This window comes from Lysobacter sp. DMC97, from assembly GCF_056313745.1.
Window position 1 is genome coordinate 50,170 of the sequence record NZ_JBQUZR010000002.1, and the last position, 21,748, is coordinate 71,917.

Consider the following 21,748-nt stretch of genomic DNA (forward strand, 5'->3'; position numbering starts at 1 on the left):
CCAGCGCGACGCCGGCGTCATGCCTCCGGACGCAGCGTGCGACCGGCGTCTACTTTCCGATACAGAAACGGGAAAAAATGTGACCGAGTATTTCATCCGGCGCAAGTCTGCCGGTGATTTCGCCCAGCGCGTCGTGGGCGGCGCGCAGGGATTCGGCCGCCAGCTCCAGGACGTCCTCGTCCAGGGACCGCCGCGCAGCGTCCAATGCCTCCGCCGCACGACGCAGGGCGTCCACCTGGCGCGCGCGGGCGCTGAAGGTGCCCTCGCTGCCCTCGCCGTCGCCGGCCAGCGCACGCAGGCGGGCATGCAGGACGTCGAGTCCGGCGCCGGTGCGGGCCGAGACCAGCACCGTGTCCTCGCCGGGACGGGAGGCGGCGCCGGCGGCCCCGGCGTCGACCAGGTCGGCCTTGTTGTACAGCCACAGCCGCTGCGGCACGCCGGCGATCGCGTCCGCCACCGCGGCGCGGCCGGCGTCGGGATCGCGTGCGTCCAGCACCACCAGCACGAGGTCGGCGCGGGTCAGCTCGTCGCCGGCGCGGCGCATGCCTTCGCGCTCGATCGCGTCGCCGCCCGCGCGCAGGCCGGCGGTGTCGACGAGCGTCAGTTCCACGCCGTCGATGCGCACCGTCTCGCGCAACAGGTCGCGGGTGGTGCCGGCGATGTCGCTGACGATCGCGCGTTCGCTGCCGGCCAGGGCGTTCAGCAGCGAACTCTTGCCGGCGTTCGGCGGACCGACGATCACCGCGTGCAGGCCGTCGCGCAGGCGGCGGCCGCGTTCGGCTTCGACCAGCAGCGCGTCGAGATCCGCCGCGGCACGGGCGAAGCCGTCGCGCAGCCGGTCCCCGCCCAGCGTGTCCAGCGGCTCGTCGGCGAAGTCGATCGCGGCCTCGACGTGCACGCGCAGGCCGAGCAATGCGTCGGCGAGCGCATCGACGCGGCGCGAGAACACGCCGTCGAGCGAGCGCCGCGCCGCGCGGGCCGCACGCGCATCGCCGGCGGCGATGAGATCGGCGACGGCTTCGGCCTGGGCGAGATCGAGCTTGCCGTTGAGGAAGGCGCGTTCGCTGAACTCGCCGGGCCGTGCGATGCGCGCACCGAGCGCGCAGCAGCGATCGACCAGCGCACGCAGCACGGCTGGGCTGCCGTGCGCCTGCAGTTCGACCACGTCCTCGCCGGTGTAGCTGGCCGGCGCGCGGAAATACAGCAGGATCCCGTCGTCGAGCACCTCGCCGTCGGCGTCGCGGAAACGTGCGTGATGCGCGTGACGCGGCGTCGGGCGACGGCCGCTGAGCGTCGTCGCAATCGCGCGCGAACGCGGCCCCGACAGGCGCACGACGCCCACGCCGGCCGCACCTGCGGCAGTGGCGACGGCGACGATGGTGTCGGTGACGGTCATGGCGGCGTGCATCTCAACCGTCGACGGCGCCAGCGAGGCCGAAGATCGGCAGGTACATCGCGATGATCGCGAGCGGCACCATCACGAACGTCAGCCCCAGCGCCACCAGCAGAGCGATCATCGCCGCGTTCCTGCGCGTGCCGGGCGCCGTGCCCGCAGTCCGCGCCAGGCCCCACCACAGCAGTGGCGGCAGCAGCGGCAACAGGAAGAACGCGTGGCGGTGCTTCACGAACACCGCCGTCAGCCAGGGCAACTGCGCACCGAAGCCGTCGAAGATGTCCTGGAACTGCGGCACCACGAGGTTCACGGCAACCGCGGCCAGCAGCAACGCGACCATGCCGCTGCCGAGGATCCAGATTTCGCTGATGTTCGGACGCACGATGCGCTTCTCCGGTCCCGGTCGGCATGCACGATAGCGATGGCGCCGGAAAACGAAAAGCCCGCCAGTCGGCGGGCTTTTCGCGTGTCGCGTCACGGGACGCGATCAGGCCTTGGCGACGGTGCCGCCGCTGCTCGGCTTCTCGCCGTACTTGCGCAGCATCCACCACTGCTGCAGCAGGCCCAGCGCGCCGTTGGTGACCCAGTACAGCACCAGACCGGCCGGGAAGAACGCAAACATCACGCCGAAGATCAGCGGCATGAACTGGAACATGCGCTGCTGGATCGGGTCGACGCCGACCATCGGGGTCAGGCGCTGGGTGACGAACATCACCGCGGCGTTGATCACCGGCAGGATGAAGAACGGATCGCGCGAGGTCAGGTCCTGGATCCACAGCATCCACGGCGCCTGGCGCAGTTCCACCGATTCGATCAGCACCCAGTACAGCGACAGGAAGATCGGCATCTGGATCAGCACCGGCAGGCAGCCGCCGGCGGGATTGATCTTCTCCTTGCGGTACAGGTCGAGCATCGCCTCCTGGTACTTCTGCGGCTCGTTGGCGAAGCGCTCCTTCAGCTGCGCCATGCGCGGCTGGAACTTGCGCATCTTCGCGGTCGACTTGTACTGCGCGGCCGACAGCGGATACAGCAGCAGCTTGATGATCAGCACCAGCAGCACGATCGCCCAGCCCCAGTTGGCAGTGACGCCGTGGAGCAGGCCGAGCAGCTTGTGGATGGGCTCGGCGATGATGCGGAAGATGCCGTAGTCCATCGCGCGTTCCAGGCCCGGGGCCTGCGCGGCGAGCTGTTCGGGCAGCTTCGGGCCGATCCACAGCCGCGCCACGGTGTGCGCGCTGCCGCCGGCCGGCACGGTGAACTGCGGGCCGCTGGCGGAAATGCCGCGGAGTTCGCCGGCATGCGCCAGTTCGTAGTTCGAGTGCTGGTCGGCCTGCGGGATCCACGCGGCGAAGAAGTAATGCTGCAGCAGCGCGATCCAGCCGCCGCTGGCGTTGTCGACGCGGATCGGGTCGAGCTTGCCGTCGTCGTCGAACTTGTCGTAGTCGCGCTTGTTGTACTTCGCGTCCGGCGTGTACCACGCGGCGCCATTGAAGCCGAAGCGCTCGGGGCTGGTCAGGCCGTGGTCGATCTTCGGCGGGATGCGGCCCAGCTGGCGGTACACATCGCCGGTCCACGGCTTGCTGCCGGCGTTGACGACATCGTCGCGCACCTGCAGTGCGTAGCTGCCGCGTGCGAGCGTGTAGGTGCGGCGCACGGTCACGCCGTCGGCGCCGGTCCAGACGAAATGCGCGCTGACATCCTTGGCGCCGTCGGCCAGGCGCAGGTCGGTGGCGGACTGTTCGAGGACGAAGCCGTTGGCGTTCGGTGCGCCCTGCGCGCTGCGCCAGCCGCTTTCGGCGAGGTAGCGATGCGCGGGCGCGTCGTCGAGCAGCCGCACCGGCGTGGGATCGTTGCGGCTGGTGCGATAGCCGAGCAGGTCGGCGCGGCGCACGTGGCCGCCATCAAGCACCAGGCGCAGCACGTCGTTGGACAAAGTCACGGTCGGCGCGTTGGCGGCCGGCGGCGGCGTGGCCGTCATCGCGGGCGCGGCGGCACCGGCGGTCGGCACCGCGCCGGGCAGGGCCGGCGGCGGCAGGCCATCGGCCGGCGTGCCGGCGGCGGTGGCCGCGACCGGTGCGGGCGGCACCGGCTGTTGTTCCTTGTTCCACTCCATCCACAGGATCGCCGCCACCATCAGCCAGGCGAACAGAAGGAAACTGCGCATCGAATTCATGTGGGGGACGGATCCGTCGCGCCAGCGTTGCGTGGCGCTTGTGCGGTGGAGGGAGCAGCGGGCGGCATTGTGCCGCCGGCCTTGGATGGGGGCAACGCAAGCCGGCGCAAGGCCTGGCGCAGGGCATCGCCGAGTTCGGTGCCGCTGGCGCGCGCAGCGCCGCTGCGGGCGACGATCACGTAGGCGCCGCCGGGGAGACCCGAACGCAGGTGGCGGAAACGGTCGCGCAACACGCGCTTGATGCGGTTGCGGACGACGGCACGACGATCGACCTTGCGCGAGACCGCAAGGCCGAGCCGGGCGGGGCGGTCGTCACCGAGATGATGCAGCGCCAGCAGCGCGTTGGCCGCGCGGCGTCCCTGCGCGAACACGGCGTCGAATTCCGGGCGCGCGCGTACCCGCGCGGAGCGCGGGTAGCGGGCGATGCCGGAACGGCCGGGGGTCATGTGCATGCCGCCCGGAGACGGAGCGTGGCCTGTCGCATGTGTCGCGCGGACGGCGACGACAGGCTGCGCCCCAGGACTGCCTGATCAGACTGCCAGATCAGGCGGTGAGGCGCTTGCGGCCCTTGGCGCGACGGCGGGCGAGCACCTTGCGGCCGTCCGCGGTCTTCATGCGGGCACGGAAGCCGTGGTCGCGCTTGCGCTTGAGGTTGCTGGGCTGGTAGGTGCGCTTGGTGGCCATGGTCGGGCTCGTTGCGTTCTTGAGTCGTGTGTCGGAGGCGGAGACGACGGAACCGCGCCGAAGCGCACCACCGAAACCGCAAGAACCGGCGATTATGCCCGGCGCCCGGCGCTTCGGTCAAATGCGCGGCCGCCCCCGCACCCGGCCGGGTGCGGGGGCGGCGGGGCGATGGTAGTCTGACCGGCTCGGCAGACGCCTCCGCTACGACCGTGCCCGTCCCGCGCATACCGCGGCCGGCCCGGCGCTCTCCCGCGTCCGCATTCCCGCGCGTTGCGCCTCCGTACGATCCCGATACCCCCGCCCGATACCCCTGATGGATGCCTGGCCCCGCTGTCTCGAACGTCTCGAAGCCGAACTGCCGGTGGAGGAGGTCCAGACCTGGCTGAAACCGCTGCAGGCCCGCCTGCGCGACGACGGTCTGGTGCTGTACGCCCCCAACGCGTTCGTGCGCGATGCCGTGCAGGAGAAATACCTGCCGCGCATCGCCGAACTGATGGAATACCTCGCCGACGGCGCGACGGTCTCGCTGGAGGTCGGCTCGGCGCCGAAGCCGGCGGCCAGCACCGCGCCCACGCCGACCCAGGCCCACGCGGCCGCGGTGGCGGCCCACCGCTCCGCGCCGGAGTTCGGCGGCAACCTCGACGGCCACTACACCTTCGCCAATTTCGTCGAGGGCCGCAGCAACCAGCTGGGCTTCGCCGCGGCGCTGCAGGCCGCGCAGAAACCGGGCGACCGTGCGCACAACCCGCTGCTGCTGTACGGCGGCACCGGCCTCGGCAAGACCCACCTGATGTTCGCCGCCGGCAACGAGATGCGCCGGCTCAATCCGGGCATGCGGGTGATGTACCTGCGCTCGGAGCAGTTCTACAACGCGTTCTTCCGCTCGATCCAGGAAAAGTCGTCGGACCAGTTCAAGCGCCAGTTCCAGCAGATCGACGCGCTGCTGATCGACGACATCCAGTTCTTCGCCGGCAAGGACCGCACCCAGGAAGAGTTCTTCCACACCTTCAACGCGCTGTTCGACAGCCGGCAGCAGATCATCATGACCTGCGACCGCTATCCGCGCGAGGTCGAGGGCCTGGAGCCACGGCTGAAGTCGCGGCTGGCCTGGGGCCTGTCGGTGGCGATCGATCCGCCGGACTTTGAGACCCGCGCCGCGATCGTGCTGAGCAAGGCGCGCGAGCGCAACGTGGCGCTGCCGGAGGACGTGGCGTTCCTGCTCGCCAAGAAGATGCGCAGCAACGTGCGCGATCTGGAAGGCGCGCTCAACACGCTGGCGGCGCGCGCGAACTTCACCGGCCGCGCGATCACCGCCGAGTTCGCCCAGGAAACCCTGCGCGACCTGCTGCGCGCGCAGCAGCAGGCGATCGGCATCGCCAACATCCAGAAGGCGGTCGCCGACTACTACGGCCTGCAGATCAAGGACCTGCTGTCCAAGCGCCGCACGCGCTCGCTGGCGCGTCCGCGCCAGGTGGCGATGGCGCTGGCCAAGGAACTGACCGAGCACAGCCTGCCGGAGATCGGCGATGCCTTCGCCGGGCGCGACCACACCACCGTGCTGCACGCCTGCCGCCAGATCCGCACGCTGATCGAGAGCGACGGCAAGCTGCGCGAGGACTGGGACAAGTTGATCCGCAAGCTCAGCGAGTAACGCCAAGGGCGAAAGGTGTGGATATCCACACCCGCTTTCCGTAAGTTGCGCATGGCGTGGAGACAAGTTGTGGATAAAAGCGGAGGCCGCGACGACCCCGGTTTTTATCCACAGGCGATCCCCACGACGCAGTGACGGTTATACAGACGTTCCGACGTCGGGAAAAACGTTCGGAAACAGCGACTTGAATGCGTTTCCCACCGTTTTTCGCGCTACCATCACCACCATCTTTTAAGATTTACATCTTTTAGAAGCCAGAGCGGCGGACCAACGCCGACGCACGAGGGGAACCGAATCCGATGCGTTTCAGCCTGCAACGCGAAGTGCTCCTGAAGCCGCTGGCTCAGGTCGTCAACGTGGTCGAGCGTCGACAGACGCTGCCGGTGCTGGCGAACCTGCTGGCCCGGGTCGAAGGCGACCTGCTCTCGCTGACCGGAACCGACCTCGAAGTCGAGATGGTCGCCCGTACCCGGGTCGAGGATGCCCAGGACGGCGAAGTCACCATTCCCGCCCGCAAGCTGTTCGAGATCGTCCGTGCCCTGCCCGACGGCAGCCGGGTCACGATCAGCCAGAGCGGCGACAAGATCGCGGTGCAGGCCGGCCGCAGCCGCTTCACCCTTGCCAGCCTGCCAGCGAACGATTTCCCCGCGCTGGACGAAGTTGATGCCACCGAACGCGTGAAGGTCGGCGAAGCCGGCCTGAAGGAACTCATCGAACGCACCGCGTTCGCGATGGCCCAGCAGGACGTGCGCTACTACCTCAACGGCCTGCTGTTCGACCTGCGTGATTCGATCCTGCGCTGCGTGGCCACCGACGGCCATCGCTTGGCGCTGTGTGAAGCCGCGCTGGAAGCGCCGGTGCAGACCAAGCGCCAGATCATCGTGCCGCGCAAGGGCGTGCTGGAACTGCAGCGCCTGCTGGAAGGCGGCGACCGCGAACTCGAACTGGAAATGGGCCGCAGCCACATCCGGGTGAAGCGCGACGACGTGACCTTCACCAGCAAGCTGATCGACGGCCGCTTCCCCGACTACGAGGCGGTGATCCCGATCGGTGCCGACCGCGAGGTGAAGATCGACCGCGAGGCCTTCCGCGCCTCGCTGCAACGCGCGGCGATCCTCTCGAACGAGAAGTACCGCGGCGTGCGCATCGAAGTCTCGCCCGGCCAGCTCAAGATCAACGCGCACAACCCGGAACAGGAAGAAGCGCAGGAAGAAGTCGAGGCCGAGACCCGCGTCGACAGCCTGGTGATCGGCTTCAACGTGAACTACCTGCTCGATGCCCTGTCCGCCCTGCGCGACGAACACGTGGTCCTGCAGCTGCGCGACGCCAACTCGTCCGCCCTGCTCCGCGAAGCCGGCAGCCAGAAATGCCGCCACGTGGTGATGCCGCTGCGGCTCTGACCGCACCTATGCGGTTTCACGTGGAACATCGCATCCGCTTCGACACGATTCGCCCGGGACCGCCCGGGCGAATTCGTTTGGTGCCCGGGTTCGCATGCGGAGTCGCCGCATGCGCGTGACCCGGCTGCGCCTGACCGACGTGCGCCACTTCACAGCGGCGGAACTGCGCCCGGGCCCGGGCCTCAACCTGATCACCGGCGACAACGGCGCCGGCAAGACGTCCCTGCTCGAAGCCCTGCACCTGCTCGCCTACGGTCGCAGCTTCCGCGGGCGCGTCCGTGACGGCCTGATCCGGACCGGCGCCGACGCCGTCGAGGTCTTCGCCGAATGGCAGGAAGACGCCAGTGGCCGTTCCCGCCGGGCCGGTCTGCGCCACGCCGGGCAGCGCTGGGAAGGCCGGCTGGATGGCGCGTCCGTCGCCCAGCTCGGCGACCTGTGCGCGGCGTTGGCGGTCGTGACCTTCGAGCCGGGCAGCCACGCACTGATCACCGGGGGCGGCGAACCCCGGCGGCGGCTGGTCGATTGGGGCTTGTTCCACGTGGAACCTGGTTTCCTCCCGCTGTGGCGCCGCTATGCCCGGGCGCTGAAGCAGCGCAATGCCCTGCTGAAGGCCCGTGTCCGCGACGGCCAGCTGGACGTCTGGGATCACGAGCTGGCCGAAGCCGGCGAACCGCTGACCCGCCGGCGTCAGGCGTACCTCGACACGCTCGAACCCGTGCTGCAGGCGATCGCCGCCGAGCTGGCCCCGGCGCTGGGCATGGCGCGGCTCCAGTTCCAGCCCGGCTGGGCGCGCGACACGCTGTCGCTGTCGGATGCCCTGCTCGTCGCCCGCGATCGCGACCTCGGCAACGGCTTCACCTCGGTCGGCCCGCACCGCGCCGACTGGCGCATCGATTACGCCGCCCTGCCCGGGCGGGAAGCCCTGTCCCGCGGGCAGGCCAAGCTGACGGCCCTGTCGGTGCTCCTGGCCCAGGCCGAGCGCCACGCCAACGCCTGCGGCGAATGGCCGGTGATCGCGCTGGACGATCTGGCTTCCGAACTCGACCGCCGCCATCAGCGCCGCGTGCTCGACCGGCTGGTCGCTTCCGGCGCCCAGGTGTTCATCACCGGCACCGAAGCGCCCGCGGTGCTCGAAGGCCTCGGCGGCGAGATCGCGATGTTTCACGTGGAACAGAATGGCGTCGCGCCGGTGCCGCCGGGTTCCACGGGCGATTGAAGCCGTCGCGGATCACCATCCGTCCATGAAGGCGGTGCCAGTCTCGGGCGCTGCTTCCTTCCGCATGAAAGGATGGACGTGATCCATTGCGGCCGCCTTCGGCCGAGCCGACCTCGCCACGGGACCACGGCCTGCCGGCGGTTGTTCTTCGATCATCACGTGCCCGCTTGGCGCACTTTCGATGCCCGGGTCTGCCGGACGCCTGCAACGACAGCGGCTTCGGTCACTCCGGTCGCACCACGACGGCGTTCGCGCTGACGCCCCGGGCCAGCGATTCGAGCGCGTGGCCCCTCCAGCGTGCCGGTCGCGCGGACCAGCCCGGCACGGGGCAGGGTCTGGCGCGGCAAGACACGGACACGCGCTTCAGGAGCCCGTGCAGGCGCTCGCACGCGTTGCGGGCAGGCCCGCCCCCTGCGCGCAGCCGCGCCGGCCCGCTGAACGCCTCTGGCGCGGTCTGGGGCGCCCCCGGCCCGCCTTCCCCCGGCGGAGGCTATAATGTGCAGCTGGACACCATAGCTAATGTATCGCGCGCGCCCACGGCGCTGCCCGCGCCGTGTCCTTCCTGCAACCGCAGCCGATCGAAGCGAATGACCGACGAAACCCAGCCGCAGCCCGGCACCGGCAACAACACCTACGACGCCAACAGCATCACTGCGCTGGAAGGACTCGAAGCCGTCCGCAAGCGCCCCGGCATGTACATCGGCAACGTGCACGATGGCAGCGGCCTGCACCACATGGTGTTCGAGGTCGTCGACAACGGCGTCGACGAGGCGCTGGCCGGCCATGCGAACACGGTCGTCGTCACCATCCACGCCGACGGTTCGGTGTCGGTCTGGGACAACGGCCGCGGCATCCCGGTGGGCCGCCATGCGTCGATGAGCGAGAAGCTGGGCCGCGAGGTCAGCGCCGCCGAAGTCGTGATGACGGTGCTGCACGCCGGCGGCAAGTTCGACGACAACAGCTACAAGGTCTCCGGCGGCCTGCACGGCGTGGGCGTGTCGGTGGTGAATGCGCTGTCGGAGAAGCTCACGCTCGACATCTGGCGCGAAGGCCACCACTACCAGCAGGAATACCGTCACGGTGAGGCGGCGTATCCGCTGAAGCAGCTGGAAGCCTCGGACAAGCGCGGCACGCTGGTGCGCTTCTGGCCGTCGGTCGAGGCGTTCAAGGGCAACACCGAATTCCACTACGACATCCTGGCGTACCGCCTGCGCGAACTGTCGTTCCTCAACTCGGGCGTGAAGATCTCGCTGGTCGACGAACGCGGCGAAGGCAAGCAGGACCTGTTCGAGTACGCCGGCGGCATCCGCAGCTTCGTCGAGCATCTCGCGCAGCTGAAGAACCCGCTGCATCCGAACGTCATCTCGGTGACCGGCGAGCAGAACGGCATCACCGTGGACGTCGCGCTGCAGTGGACCGACGCCTACCAGGAAACGATGTTCTGCTTCACCAACAACATCCCGCAGAAGGACGGCGGCACGCACCTCACCGGCTTCCGCGCTGCGCTGACCCGCGTGCTCAACAAGTACATCGAGCAGACCGGCGCCGCGAAGAAGGAAAAGGTCAGCCTTTCCGGCGAGGACATGCGCGAAGGCATGGTCGCGGTGCTGTCGGTGAAGGTGCCGGATCCGGGCTTCTCCTCGCAGACCAAGGAAAAGCTGGTCACCGAGGAAGTGCGCCCCGTCACCGACAGTGTGTTCGGTTCCAAGCTCGAGGAATTCCTGCAGGAAAACCCGAAGGAAGCGCAGGCCATCGTCGGCAAGATCATCGACGCCGCGCGTGCGCGTGAAGCCGCACGCAAGGCGCGCGACCTGACGCGTCGCAAGGGCGCGCTCGACATCGCCGGCCTGCCGGGCAAGCTCGCCGATTGCCAGGAAAAGGATCCGGCGCTCTCCGAACTGTTCATCGTCGAGGGCGACTCGGCGGGCGGCTCGGCGAAGCAGGGCCGCAACCGCCGCAACCAGGCGGTGCTGCCGTTGAGGGGAAAAATCCTCAACGTGGAACGTGCGCGCTTCGATCGCATGCTCGCCAGCGCCGAGGTCGGCACGCTGATCACCGCGCTGGGCACCGGCATCGGCAAGGACGAGTACAACCCGGACAAGCTGCGCTACCACCGCATCATCATCATGACCGACGCGGACGTCGACGGCTCGCACATCCGCACGCTGCTGCTGACGTTCTTCTACCGGCAGATGCCGCAGCTGATCGAGCGCGGCCACATCTACATCGGCCTGCCGCCGCTGTACAAGATCAAGCAGGGCCGCAACGAGTTGTACCTCAAGGACGACGCGGCGCTGGACGAATACCTCGCCGGCAACGCCGTCGAGGGCGCGCAGCTGGTGCCCGCCGCCGGCGCGCCGCCGGTGACCGGCAAGGGCCTGCAGGACTTGCTGCTCGCGTATGCGGGCGCACGCGACGCGATCGCGCGCAACGCCTACCGTTACGATCCCGCACTGCTCGAAGCGCTGATCGCGTTCCCGCCGCTGGGCGCCGACGCGCTGGCGACGCTCGCCGCCGACCGCGCACCGCTGGACGGGCTGGAAAAGCGCCTCAACAGCACCGCGCTGGGCCGTGCGCGTTTCCGCCTGGAAGCGCGTGCCGCCGGCGAACAGCAGGGCGCCGCGCTGATCGTGCGTCGCACACACATGGGCGAGACGGCGGTGCACGAACTCGCCGCGAACAGTTTCGAACAGGGCGAATTGCGTGCGATCCGCGATGCCGCCGACCAATTGCACGACCTGCTCGGCGCTGGCGCGAAGATCGTGCGCGGCAATCGCGAGGAACCGGTGTCCGACTTCGCGCAGGCCTACGCCTGGCTGCTCGAGGAAGCGAAGAAGGGTCGCCAGATCCAGCGCTTCAAGGGCCTCGGTGAAATGAATCCCGAGCAGCTGTGGGAAACCACGGTGAATCCCGACACCCGCCGCCTGCTGCAGGTGCGCATCGAGGACGCGGTCGCCGCCGACCAGATCTTCAGCACGCTGATGGGCGACGTGGTCGAACCGCGGCGCGAGTTCATCGAGGACAACGCGCTGAAGGTCGCCAACCTGGATGTCTGAGCGGCCGGCCGCGCGCGTGCGCGGCCTCGCCGCCGCGTTCGCGATCGATCTCGCGGTGGTGCTCGCGACGGCGTTCGCGGTGATGCTGGTGTGCGGTGTCGTGTGGGCCGCCACGCAGGACATCGGACACGCCTCGACGGGCGTCGGCGCGCCGCATCGCGCCGGCGTGCCCGGCCCGCTGGCGCAGGTGGTGTCGACCTTCGCCGCGATGAGCGCCGCCGCCGTCGCGCTGCTGCTCTGGCGTCGACGTCCTTCGTCGGACGCATGGCGCCAGTCGCTTGCTGCAGCGCGGCAACCTGCGACCTGGGGCCGCGCGCTGCTCGCGGCCGCGATCACCAGCGTGCTGGTGGTCGTGATCGGACTCGCGGCGTCCGCGTCCGGCCTGCATCCCGATCCGAGCAACGACGCGATCATCCGCGCACTCGTCCGGCACCATCCCGTGCTGCTCTGCGCTTTCGTGGCCGGGCTCGCGCCGATGTACGAGGAAGTGCTGTTTCGCCGCGGCATTTACGGGCGATTCGCGGAAGCGGGCCATCCGCGAATCGGGATGGCGATCAGCGCAGCGCTGTTCGCGTTCGCCCATGAAATTCCCGGCACCGGCGACGGCGGCGTGGCCGCCGGACTCGTGCTGTGGTCCGCGTACGCGGTGATGGGCGCAGTCTTCGCCTGGGTTTACCGCCGCACGGGCACGCTGTGGGCGGCGATCCTCGCGCACGCGCTGCACAACACGCTGAGTCTGCTGATGTTGTGACCGCGGTCCGCCGCACGGGGTGCGGCGACCCGTTCCGCGGCGCTGGCGAAGTGCACGCCGTGCATTGCCGTGTGCCCGCTCCGGCACGCCGCACGGAGCCCGGCGACGACGTTTGACGAAACCTTAATCCCCGGCAGATTACAAAGTGTCGCCCCCGCTGCCCGGAGACGCCGCCATGACACCGAGGAATGCCCGCACCGCCGTGCTCGGCGTTGCCTTCGGCGTGGCCTGCGCGTGCGTGCTGGCGGGCTGCGCCACCACCACCTCGTCGACGGGCCGCACGCAGTACGTCGGCGCGGTGTCGCAGGACCAGCTCAACCAGCTCGGCATCCAGGCCTTCAACCAGGAAAAGGGCCAGAAACCGCTGAGCCAGGACGCGCGCCAGAACGCCTACGTGCGCTGCGTGGTCGACAGCATCGTGCGCGAACTGCCGCCGCAGTGGCGGCAGACCGGCTGGGAATCCGCGGTGTTCGTCGACAAGACGCCGAACGCGTTCGCGCTGCCCGGCGGCAAGGTCGGCGTGTACACCGGCATCTTCGACGTCGCGAAATCGCAGGGCCAGCTTGCGGCGGTCGTCGGCCACGAGATCGGCCACGTCGTCGAGCGCCACCACGACGAGCGCATCACGCGGCAGTACGGCGCGCAGGCCGCGCTGACCGTCGCCAGCCTGCTCGCCGGTTCGCGCTACGGCGACAACGTCGCCCAGAGCGTGTCGCAGAGCGGCGGCCTGCTGCTGCAGACCACGTTCCTGCTGCCCGGCACGCGCGAACAGGAGAACGAAGCCGACATCGTCGGCCAGCGCCTGATGGCGCAGGCCGGTTACGACCCGCACCAGGCCATCGACCTGTGGCAGAACATGCTCGCCGTCAACGGCAGCCGTCCGCCGCAGTGGCTGTCCACCCACCCCGACCCGAAATCCCGCATCGGCGAAATGCGCAAGCGCGCCGACAGCCTGATGCCCCTGTACGAACAGGCGCGCGCCAGTGGCCGAAAGCCCAGCTGTGGCTGAGCGCCGCGACACGTTACCCTTGCACCCCCCTGCCATCGCGGCCTGCGCCGCTCCTGCCGTCCTTCCTTCGTCGAGAACCGCCATGACCGTGTCCGTCCGTCCCTTCCCGAACACTGCCCTCGCCGCCGCCATCGGGCTGCTGCTGGGCTGCGCCTTTGCCGGCCAGGTCCTGGCGCAGGAAGACGACGAATACGAGGGCAAGCCGCGTTCCGCGACGATGAGCGGCAGCGCCGCCGCCGCCGCCGAGCGCGCCCGCCAGCGCAAGGCGCAGGCCGCCAATCCCGCGCAGCCGGAACTGTTCCCGCAGGCCACGCGCAAGCCGCCGGAAAAGAAGGTCTCGCAGAAGGAAGCGAAGACCGCCAACGAGATCCAGGCCGACTTCGACGCCAACAAGTTCGCCGACGTGATCAGCAAGGTCGACGCCTTCCTGCCCACCTCGCAGAACGCCTATCTCAACAGCTATTTCGCGCAGCTCGCCGCCAGCGCCGAACTCAAGCTGGGCGACAAGGCCAAGGCCGCCGACTATTACCTCAAGACGATGCAGGCGAACGGCCTCGACAACAACGGCCATTACCAGATCATGTTCAACCTCGCGGTCACGCTCAACGAAGTCGACCGCGAAGCCGAAGCGCTGACCTGGGTCGATCGCTACCTCAGCGAAACCAAGAACGAGAGCGAGCAGGCGCTGGGCCTGAAGGCGTACGTGCTGAGCAAGCTCGATCGCGCTGCCGAAGGCGCCGCGGTGTACGAAAAGCTGGTCGCCGCGCATCCGGGCGACCGCACGATCATGATGAACGCGGTGTCGCTGTACCAGCAGGCCGACCAGGACGACAAGGCCAATGCGCTGCTCGAGAACGCGCGCAAGCAGGGCCTGCTGCAGAGTGAAAACGAATTCCGCGCGCTGTTCATCGGCTACGTCAACGCCGACAAGTACAAGGAAGCGGAAGACGTGCTGGTGGACGGCGTCGGCAAGGGCGCGCTCAAGCCCTCCGACGATCTGGCCAACGATTACACGCTCATCGCGCAGAACTATCTCGCCCAGGACAAGGTGCCGCAGGCGGTCGATTTCTACGGACGTGCCGCGAAAGTCGCGACATCCGGCAGCGCGTACCTGAATCTGGCCAAGGTGCTCCGCAACGAGAACCGCGTCGGCGAGGCCAAGGCCGCGGCGCGCGAAGCCGTCGCCAAGGGCCTGAAGACCGACAAGGAAAAGAAGGAAGCCAACGCCATCCTCGCCCTGCCCGGGAAGTGAGGCGGGGCCTGCCCGCCGCGGGGGGATTGCGGCGGGTGGAAATTCGCGATGGGGGTGTTGGTAACTCCTGCCGCGATTGGTATAAGCTTGCAAATTCCCGCGACTGCTTCTCGTCCGCAGAACAATCGCGGTTCGACCATTCCGGGGTGTCGGGTTGGGGGTCGGGTTCACTATCAGGGATCGATCGCGAACGCGATACCGAATCAGCTCCACGAGTCCGCTAAACCGAGCCTGCTGCGCATGACCCAACCGTTGCCGATCCATGACAAGCGCGACCGCGATGATTCCGGCCTGAATTGGTCGCGGATCACCGCCATCAGCTTCGCCATCGCGCTGCACATCGCCGCGCTCATGCTGCTGCTCGTTCCGGTCAACCCGCCGGGCGCCGAGAAGCAGGACGAAGAAAACACCAGCGTCGTCATCATCGAACCGCCGCCGCCGCCCCCGCCGCCGCCGCCGCCGCCGCCGGAGCCGCCGAAGGAAATCAAGCTGACGCCGCAGGAGGCGCCGAAGCCGACGCCGACGCCGCCGCCGCCGGAACCGCCGCCGGTGGTCTTCGACGACCCGACGCCGGTCTCGACCCCCGCGCCGCCGCCGGCCCCGCCCGCGCCGCCGGCCCCGCCCGCGCCGACCGGCACGCCGCGCAACGACAACGACCTGAAGTCCGCGCTGTGCGTCCGTCCGTCGCTGGCGCCGCTGCAGGCCGCGGTCAGCAAGGCCGGCGTCGCCGCCGACCTCGCGCTCCTGATCACCTACCAGGCCGACGGCACCATCACTGATGTGAGCATCGCCAAGAGCAGTCGCAACCGCGACCTCGACCGCGCTGCCGTCACCTGGGCGCGTCGTGCCAAGCTCTGCCCCGGCAGCGCCGGCCAGGGCCGCCTGCCGTTCGCCTTCGCGGTCGAATAAGCCGTCCGACCGCGCAAGGGATCCGTTCCCGTTCCACCGCTCCACCGACCCTTCGTCGATTCTTTCCACACACAAGAAAGGTAAGCGTCATGCTGCAGGAAACCACCAACGCCGCCGCCGCGGGAGGCAACAGCGCCGCCGCTCTGAAGCAGATGGGCGTCGACCATCTGGCGCGCGAGATGCTCTCCCATCCGGGCGACTACGTCGTCCAGCTCACGGTCGCTGCCGTGCTCGCGGTCATGTCCGCGATGTCCTGGTACTGGATCGTGGTCAACTTCATCAAGAACCTGAATCTCCGCGGTCGCGGTGACACCGTCACCCAGACCTTCTGGGAAACGCCGAACGCGCAGGATTCGATCCGCTTCATGGAAGAGCAGCCCAAGAGCGAGCCCTTCTCGAAGATCGCGCTCGACGCCGCCCAGGCCGCCGCGCACCACCAGCGCCATGAAGGCTCGCGTCTGGTCGAGTCGCTGAACCGCTCCGAGTTCGTCGACCGCGCCCTGCGTCAGGCCGTCACCCGCGAGTCGATGGGTCTGGAAAGCGGCCTGACCGTGCTCGCCACCGTCGGTTCGACCGCTCCGTTCGTCGGTCTGCTCGGCACCGTGTGGGGCATCTACGGCGCCCTGATCAAGATCGGCGCCAGCGGCCAGGCCTCGATCGACGCTGTCGCCGGTCCGGTGGGTGAAGCGCTGATCATGACCGCGGTCGGTCTGTTCGTCGCCATCCCGGCGGTGCTTGCGTACAACTTCTTCGTGCGCCTGAACCGCATCACGAACAACAAGTTCGACACCTTCGCCCACGACCTGCACGACTTCTTCGCCACCGGCGCTCGCGTCGGCGAAGTCGGCGGCAAGCGCTGATCCCGGTCGCGACGAACCCGAACCACTGACGGAGCACACCCATGGCCTTCAGTACCGGTAGCGGTGGCGGCCCGATGTCCGAAATCAACGTCACGCCCCTCGTGGACGTGATGCTGGTGCTGCTGATCATCTTCATGATCACGGCGCCGCTGATGACGCACAAGGTCAAGGTCGAGTTGCCACAGGCGAACTACGACAGCCGCGATCCGAACAAGATGCCGCCCGCGCCGCCGATCACCGTCGCCGTCACCGAGGAAGGCAAGATGTTCCTCAACGACGAACCGGTGACCCGCGAACTGCTGGAAAGCCGCCTGTCGGTGGAAGCGCAGAAGGTCCCGCAGCCGCAGGTCAACATCCGCGGCGACAAGACCACGCCGTATCGCTTCGTGAACGACGTGGTCAACCTCGCGCAGGCCCAGGGCATGCGCAAGGTCGGCTTCGTCGCCACCCGCGAACGCAACTGACCGCGACCCCGGAGAATCTCCATGGCATTCGCTTCCAACTCCGGTTCGGGCCCGATGGCCGACATGAACGTCACGCCCCTCGTGGACGTGATGCTCGTGCTGCTGATCATCTTCATGGTGACCGCGCCGATCCTGTCCTACCCGATCGACATCGACCTGCCGCAGCCGACGCTGAATCCGCCGCCGAACCCGGTGGATCCGCCGCCGCCGATCAAGCTCCGCATCGACCAGACCGGCACGATCTACTGGAACGACAGTCCGACGCCGATCCGCGCCCTGCGCAGCATGATGTCGCAGGAGGTCGAGCGTGACCCGAAGAACCAGCCGACGCTCGAGATCGACATGAACCAGGATGCGCAGTACGAGACCCTGGCCAAGGTCCTGGCCTCGGCGAAGGACGCGCAGATGCTGAAGATCGGCTTCGTCAAGAAGTAAGCCACACCGGCCGGCGGCGGCCTGCAGCCCGCCGCCGCGCCGAACACCGCTTCACCTTTCGGACGCCGCCCCACCCGGGCGGCGTTTTTTTTGGGCGCGGCCCCCGGGCTTGCAGCCAACAGCGATCCGGGCGTAGCGTGAGGGACGCATCCCACCACCCGAGGAGTGCGTCATGGCATTTGCCCAGCGTCAGACCCCGTCCGACATCGCCGAGATGAACATCACGCCGCTGATCGACGTGATGCTGGTCCTGCTGGTGATCTTCATGATCGCCGCGCCGATCCTGAGCCGGCCGATCCCGCTGGATCTGCCGGGGATGGTGGAGGGTTTCGATCAACCCGAACCCGCGAAACCGCTCACGCTCCGCATCGATGCCAGCGGTGACCTGTTCGTCGATGGCCGGCCGATGCCGCTGTCGGCGCTGCCGTCGGTGCTGGAAGCCGAACACGTCCGCGCCGGCGCGCAGGTACTGCCGCTGCAGATGGACGTGAACGGGCAGGCCGATTACCAGACCGTGGCGGAGGTCATCGCCGCCGCGAAGAACGCCGGCCTCGACAACATCCGCTTCCTCTGACGATCGTCGCGCGACGCCTGTCCGCGCGGCGGGCAGGCGTCAGCGCCCGGCGAGCACCGCGAGATACGCCTTCACCGTGGCGTCGAGCCCGGCGTACAGCGCCTCGCCGATCAGTGCATGGCCGATCGAGACTTCCAGCACGCCGGGCACGCCGTCGAGGAACGCGCCGAGATTCGCCGCGCTGAGATCGTGGCCGGCGTTGATGCCGAGACCATGCGCGGCAGCGGCGCGGGCGGTGTCGGCGAAGGCCGGCAGGGCGGTGCCCGGATGGCCCGCGGCGAAGGCTTCGGCGTAGGGGCCGGTGTACAGCTCGATGCGATCGGCGCCACTGGCGGCGGCCGCGGTCATGTCCGCGCCGGCATCGGCGAACAGGCTGACCCGGCAGCCCAGCGCCTTCAGATCGGCGACCTGCCGACGCAGGGCATCGAGATCGCGGACGAAATCGAAGCCGTGGTCGGAGGTCAGCTGGCCGTCGCCATCGGGCACCAGCGTGGCCTGGGCGGGGTGGACCGCCGCGCACAGCGCGTGGAAGCCGGGATACCCCGGCCGCGGCGGTGCGAACGGATTGCCTTCAAGGTTGAATTCGACGCCGTACTCGCGGGTGAGCACCGCCAGCGCCAGCACGTCGTCTTCGCGGATGTGGCGGGCGTCCGGCCGCGGGTGCACGGTGATGCCGTGCGCGCCGGCGTCCAGGCAGGCGCGGGCGGCGGTCACCACGTCGGGATCGTGGCCGCCGCGCGAATTGCGCAGCACGGCGATCTTGTTGACGTTGACGCTGAGGACGGTCACGCGTGGAACGTCGCGGGGCTCAGGGCTGCGCGCCGGTGTCGTTGGCGGCGACCTGCGGCGCTTGCGGTGCCGGGTTGCCGGCCTCGGCGCGGCGGGCCTCGGCCTGCTCGCGCAGGCGGCGCAGCTCCTGCGGATCGATCAGCAGGGTCTCGCTGCGCGAACTGTTGTCCACGCGCTGCGCCAGCAGGCTCATGACCGCGACGATGCTCAGCACGAGCGAGCCGAGGACGCAGAGCACCACCAGCAGCATCGAACTGGCGCCGAGGGCGGCCAGAAACAGGGCGACCGCGATCAGAAGCAGCAACCAGGGCATGGGGTGTCCTTGTCGGGGGCTGAAAGACGGGTGCCAGTCTACTCCCGGCCCTACCGCTGCCGACAGTCCGCCCGGGTCGCCGCATCGCCCGTTGGTCGTCGGTCCGGGCGGCCATCCCGGATGTCGACGGGCGTCGACGGGCGCCGGCGCTCAGAGCAGCGGCGACAGCAGCCGGGCCAAGGCCTCGGGCAGCCGGGTGGCGAACAGCGGACGGCGGCGGTCGTCGCGCACCGGCGTCGTGGCGGCGAGCTCGCCCTCCATCAGCCGCGCGAGTTCGCCGACGACGCCGCGGTCCTGCACCAGCAGCGCCACCTCGAAGTTCAGGCGGAAGCTGCGGTGGTCGAAGTTCGCGCTGCCGAGGATCGCGGTGCCGTCGTCCACCAGCAGCGCCTTGGTGTGCAGCATGCGCGGGCCGTACTCGAAGATCTTCACGCCGGCGGCCAGCAGGTCGTCGTAGTACGACCGCGCGGCCAGCGTGACCAGCCGCGAATCGCTCATGCGCGGCACCATCAGCCGCACGTCCAGCCCGCCCAGCGCGGCGGAGGTCAGCGCCATCATCGCCGCCTCGCCGGGCACGAAATACGGCGTGATCAGCCACACGCGGCTGCGCGCGGCGTGGATCACGTTCACCTGCAGGCGGTGGATGGGTTCCCACGACGCATCAGGGCCGGAAGTCAGCGCCTGCATCGCGATCGGGCCCGGCGCCAGCGGCGGCAGCGTCTGCGCCACTTCGTCGAGGAAGCCGCGGCGCCCGGTGGCGTAGACCCAGTCCTCGGCGAACACCAGCTGCAGCGAACGCACGATGTCGCCTTCCAGCCGCAGGTGCAGGTCGCGGTAGGCGTCGCTGCGGACGCGCTCGTTCTCCTCGTCGGTGATGTTGATGCCGCCGGTGAAGCCGATGCGGCTGTCGATCACCGCGATCTTGCGGTGCGTGCGCATGTTCAGCCACGGCCGCGACCAGAAGCGCCAGAAGCGGGTGGGGTGGAACCACGCCACTTCGCCGCCGGCCTCGACCAGCGGCGCGAGGAACGCGCGGTTGCACGCACCCGAGCCGATCGCGTCCAGCAGCAGCCGCACCTTCACGCCGCGGCGTGCGCAGGCCACCAGCGCATCGCGCAGCGCGCCGCCGCTCTGGTCGGGCGTGTAGATGTAGTACTCCAGGTGCACCTGGTGCCGAGCGGTGCCGATCGCCTCGATCAGCGCGTCGTAGGTCGCGGCGCCGTCGACGAGCAGGCGCACGTCGCGGGCAGTGCTGGGGGCGAGGCCGGTCGCGGCATGGGCCAGCGTCGCCAGTTCCTGCGCGTCGGGCGAACAGATGTCGATGCAGCTGCTGTTGCCCAGCGCGTCGGCCTGCAGCCGGCTGCGCGCGCGGCGCAGCTTGTGGCGGCGGATCTTCTGCGGCCCCAGCAGGTAGTAGATGACGAACCCGATGTACGGCAGCAGCGCCAGGCCCAGCAGCCAGCTGAGGGTCGCGACCGGTTCGCGCTTCTGCAGCACGATCCAGCCGCCCAGCCACACCAGGTACAGCAGCCAGCCGGCGACCAGCACCCAGGCGAGCGCGGGGCCGAAGCCCGGCCACGTGTGCAGCCAGTCCCACAGTGCGTACATCCGCCTTCTCCGTCGCAGCACGTGCGAACCGTGCGCGCTAGCCTACCCGGATGGCACACCGCGGCAAACTGCACCCCGCGACCCACAACCTGCTGCGCGACGCCCCGCTGAAGGGCCGCGGCGCGGCGTCGTACGTGCGCGGCCGCTTCGAGAAGACCGTCGCCGAGGCCGAGGACGACGGCTGGGGTTCGGTCTACGCCGGCGACGAGGACGGCGAACCCGCCGTGCAGGCGCCGCGCACGCAGGTCACCGAGGAACGCGCGCGCAGCATCGTCAGCCGCAACCAGTCGCCGGACATCCCGTTCTCGCAGTCGCTCAATCCTTACCGCGGCTGCGAGCATGGCTGCGTGTACTGCTTCGCTCGGCCGTCGCACGCTTACCTCGACCTGTCGCCCGGTCTGGATTTCGAGACGAAGCTGTACGCCAAGACCAACGCCGCGGCGCTGCTGCGCGCGGAGCTGGCGAAGAAGGCCTATCGCTGTTCGCCGATCTCGCTGGGCATCAACACCGACGCGTACCAGCCGATCGAGCGGAAGTACCGCATCACTCGCGAACTGCTGGAAGTCTTCGCCGAGACCCGGCATCCGGTCAGCCTGATCACCAAGAGCGGGCTGATCCTGCGCGACCTCGACCTGCTGGCACCGATGGCGCGCGACGGGCTGGTGTCGGTGTACGTCTCGATCACCTCGCTCGACAACAAACTGTCGTCGAAACTGGAGCCGCGCGCCGCCGCGCCGCACACGCGGCTGAAAACGGTGCAGGCGCTGCACGAGGCCGGCGTGCCGGTGGGCACGATGGTGGCGCCGGTGATCCCGATGATCACCGACCGCGAGCTGGAACACATCCTCGAAGCCGCGCATGCGCACGGTGCGCGCGCCGCCGGCTACGTGCTGCTGCGTCTGCCGCACGAGCTGAAGGACGTCTGGCGCGAATGGCTGTCGCTGCATTACCCGGAGCGCGCCACGCACGTGATGAGCCTGGTGCAGCAGATGCGTGGCGGCAAGGACTACGACAGCGCGTGGGGGACGCGGATGCGCGGCGAAGGCCCGTTCGCGGACCTCATCGCGATGCGCTTCGCGAAGGCGTACAAGCGCATCGGCTTCGGGCGATTGCCGGCGCTGGATGCATCGAAGTTCGTGCCGCCGGTGGTCGTCCCGGTGCGCACCCCTGCACCCGCGAAACCGCCGTCGCCGCAGGGCGAGCTGTTCTGA

General features: G+C 69.1%; 21 protein-coding genes. 13 read left to right on the forward strand and 8 right to left on the reverse strand.

The window, feature by feature from the left end; all coding sequences use genetic code 11:
* Nucleotides 1-49 precede the first annotated feature (49 nt).
* The 5 genes from mnmE to rpmH all read right to left on the reverse strand — a co-directional run bounded on the left by mnmE (nt 50) and on the right by rpmH (nt 4,250).
* Nucleotides 50-1,396 (reverse strand): tRNA uridine-5-carboxymethylaminomethyl(34) synthesis GTPase MnmE, encoded by a 1,347-nt coding sequence (gene mnmE / locus ACT53Q_RS03240; RefSeq protein WP_476185224.1) that lies wholly within the window; start codon nt 1,394-1,396, stop codon nt 50-52.
* Between the two features lie 13 nt (nt 1,397-1,409).
* Nucleotides 1,410-1,775, reverse strand: a complete 366-nt coding sequence (locus ACT53Q_RS03245) for a hypothetical protein (RefSeq protein ID WP_476185225.1) — start codon at nt 1,773-1,775, stop codon at nt 1,410-1,412.
* A 105-nt stretch (nt 1,776-1,880) separates the two neighbouring features.
* Nucleotides 1,881-3,566, reverse strand: a complete 1,686-nt coding sequence (gene yidC / locus ACT53Q_RS03250; RefSeq protein ID WP_476185226.1) for a membrane protein insertase YidC — start codon at nt 3,564-3,566, stop codon at nt 1,881-1,883.
* Nucleotides 3,563-4,012 (reverse strand): ribonuclease P protein component, encoded by a 450-nt coding sequence (rnpA, locus tag ACT53Q_RS03255; RefSeq protein WP_476185227.1) that lies wholly within the window; start codon nt 4,010-4,012, stop codon nt 3,563-3,565. The genes yidC and rnpA overlap by 4 nt, the downstream gene beginning before the upstream one ends.
* A gap of 97 nt (nt 4,013-4,109) precedes the next feature.
* On the reverse strand, nt 4,110-4,250 hold the full coding sequence (rpmH, locus tag ACT53Q_RS03260; RefSeq protein ID WP_041043460.1) for a 50S ribosomal protein L34: 141 nt from the start codon (nt 4,248-4,250) through the stop codon (nt 4,110-4,112).
* Nucleotides 4,251-4,563: 313 nt separating this feature from the next.
* On the opposite strand from rpmH, the gene dnaA reads away from it, so the two are divergent.
* The 12 genes from dnaA to ACT53Q_RS03320 all read left to right on the forward strand — a co-directional run bounded on the left by dnaA (nt 4,564) and on the right by ACT53Q_RS03320 (nt 17,827).
* Entirely contained in the window at nt 4,564-5,901 is a 1,338-nt protein-coding gene (dnaA, locus tag ACT53Q_RS03265; RefSeq protein ID WP_476185228.1) for a chromosomal replication initiator protein DnaA, read from the forward strand.
* A 299-nt stretch (nt 5,902-6,200) separates the two neighbouring features.
* Nucleotides 6,201-7,301: a DNA polymerase III subunit beta gene (dnaN, locus tag ACT53Q_RS03270; protein WP_476185229.1), complete on the forward strand. Its 1,101-nt coding sequence runs from the start codon at nt 6,201-6,203 to the stop codon at nt 7,299-7,301.
* Nucleotides 7,302-7,410: 109 nt separating this feature from the next.
* A complete protein-coding gene (recF, locus tag ACT53Q_RS03275; protein WP_476185230.1) occupies nt 7,411-8,517 on the forward strand; it encodes a DNA replication/repair protein RecF in 1,107 nt (368 codons plus the stop codon).
* A 587-nt stretch (nt 8,518-9,104) separates the two neighbouring features.
* Entirely contained in the window at nt 9,105-11,573 is a 2,469-nt protein-coding gene (gene gyrB / locus ACT53Q_RS03280; RefSeq protein ID WP_476185231.1) for a DNA topoisomerase (ATP-hydrolyzing) subunit B, read from the forward strand.
* Nucleotides 11,566-12,324 (forward strand): lysostaphin resistance A-like protein, encoded by a 759-nt coding sequence (locus tag ACT53Q_RS03285; protein WP_476185232.1) that lies wholly within the window; start codon nt 11,566-11,568, stop codon nt 12,322-12,324. The genes gyrB and ACT53Q_RS03285 overlap by 8 nt, the downstream gene beginning before the upstream one ends.
* A 175-nt stretch (nt 12,325-12,499) precedes the next feature.
* A complete protein-coding gene (locus tag ACT53Q_RS03290; protein ID WP_476185233.1) occupies nt 12,500-13,333 on the forward strand; it encodes a M48 family metallopeptidase in 834 nt (277 codons plus the stop codon).
* An 82-nt stretch (nt 13,334-13,415) separates the two neighbouring features.
* Nucleotides 13,416-14,585, forward strand: coding sequence for a tetratricopeptide repeat protein (locus tag ACT53Q_RS03295; RefSeq protein ID WP_476185234.1), 1,170 nt, complete (start codon nt 13,416-13,418; stop codon nt 14,583-14,585).
* Nucleotides 14,586-14,825: 240 nt separating this feature from the next.
* Complete coding sequence (locus tag ACT53Q_RS03300) at nt 14,826-15,494, forward strand: energy transducer TonB family protein (RefSeq protein ID WP_476185235.1); 669 nt, start codon at nt 14,826-14,828, stop codon at nt 15,492-15,494.
* Nucleotides 15,495-15,583: 89 nt separating this feature from the next.
* A complete protein-coding gene (locus ACT53Q_RS03305) occupies nt 15,584-16,354 on the forward strand; it encodes a MotA/TolQ/ExbB proton channel family protein (protein WP_476185236.1) in 771 nt (256 codons plus the stop codon).
* Between the two features lie 41 nt (nt 16,355-16,395).
* Nucleotides 16,396-16,818 carry an ExbD/TolR family protein gene (locus ACT53Q_RS03310; protein ID WP_476185237.1) on the forward strand — a complete coding sequence of 141 codons (423 nt, stop codon included), beginning with the start codon at nt 16,396-16,398 and terminating at the stop codon, nt 16,816-16,818.
* 21 nt (nt 16,819-16,839) lie between these two features.
* Nucleotides 16,840-17,253 (forward strand): ExbD/TolR family protein, encoded by a 414-nt coding sequence (locus tag ACT53Q_RS03315; protein ID WP_476171541.1) that lies wholly within the window; start codon nt 16,840-16,842, stop codon nt 17,251-17,253.
* A 172-nt stretch (nt 17,254-17,425) separates the two neighbouring features.
* Nucleotides 17,426-17,827 (forward strand): ExbD/TolR family protein, encoded by a 402-nt coding sequence (locus tag ACT53Q_RS03320; protein WP_476185238.1) that lies wholly within the window; start codon nt 17,426-17,428, stop codon nt 17,825-17,827.
* Between the two features lie 39 nt (nt 17,828-17,866).
* Here the strand turns inward: ACT53Q_RS03320 and ACT53Q_RS03325 are convergent, their stop codons facing one another.
* The 3 genes from ACT53Q_RS03325 to cls all read right to left on the reverse strand — a co-directional run bounded on the left by ACT53Q_RS03325 (nt 17,867) and on the right by cls (nt 20,537).
* Complete coding sequence (locus tag ACT53Q_RS03325) at nt 17,867-18,616, reverse strand: pyridoxine 5'-phosphate synthase (protein WP_476185239.1); 750 nt, start codon at nt 18,614-18,616, stop codon at nt 17,867-17,869.
* 19 nt (nt 18,617-18,635) lie between these two features.
* On the reverse strand, nt 18,636-18,929 hold the full coding sequence (locus ACT53Q_RS03330) for a hypothetical protein (RefSeq protein ID WP_476185240.1): 294 nt from the start codon (nt 18,927-18,929) through the stop codon (nt 18,636-18,638).
* Between the two features lie 150 nt (nt 18,930-19,079).
* Nucleotides 19,080-20,537, reverse strand: coding sequence for a cardiolipin synthase (gene cls / locus ACT53Q_RS03335; protein ID WP_476185241.1), 1,458 nt, complete (start codon nt 20,535-20,537; stop codon nt 19,080-19,082).
* A gap of 50 nt (nt 20,538-20,587) precedes the next feature.
* Here cls and ACT53Q_RS03340 point away from each other — a divergent pair, with 50 nt between their 5' ends.
* Nucleotides 20,588-21,748 (forward strand): PA0069 family radical SAM protein, encoded by a 1,161-nt coding sequence (locus ACT53Q_RS03340; protein ID WP_476185242.1) that lies wholly within the window; start codon nt 20,588-20,590, stop codon nt 21,746-21,748.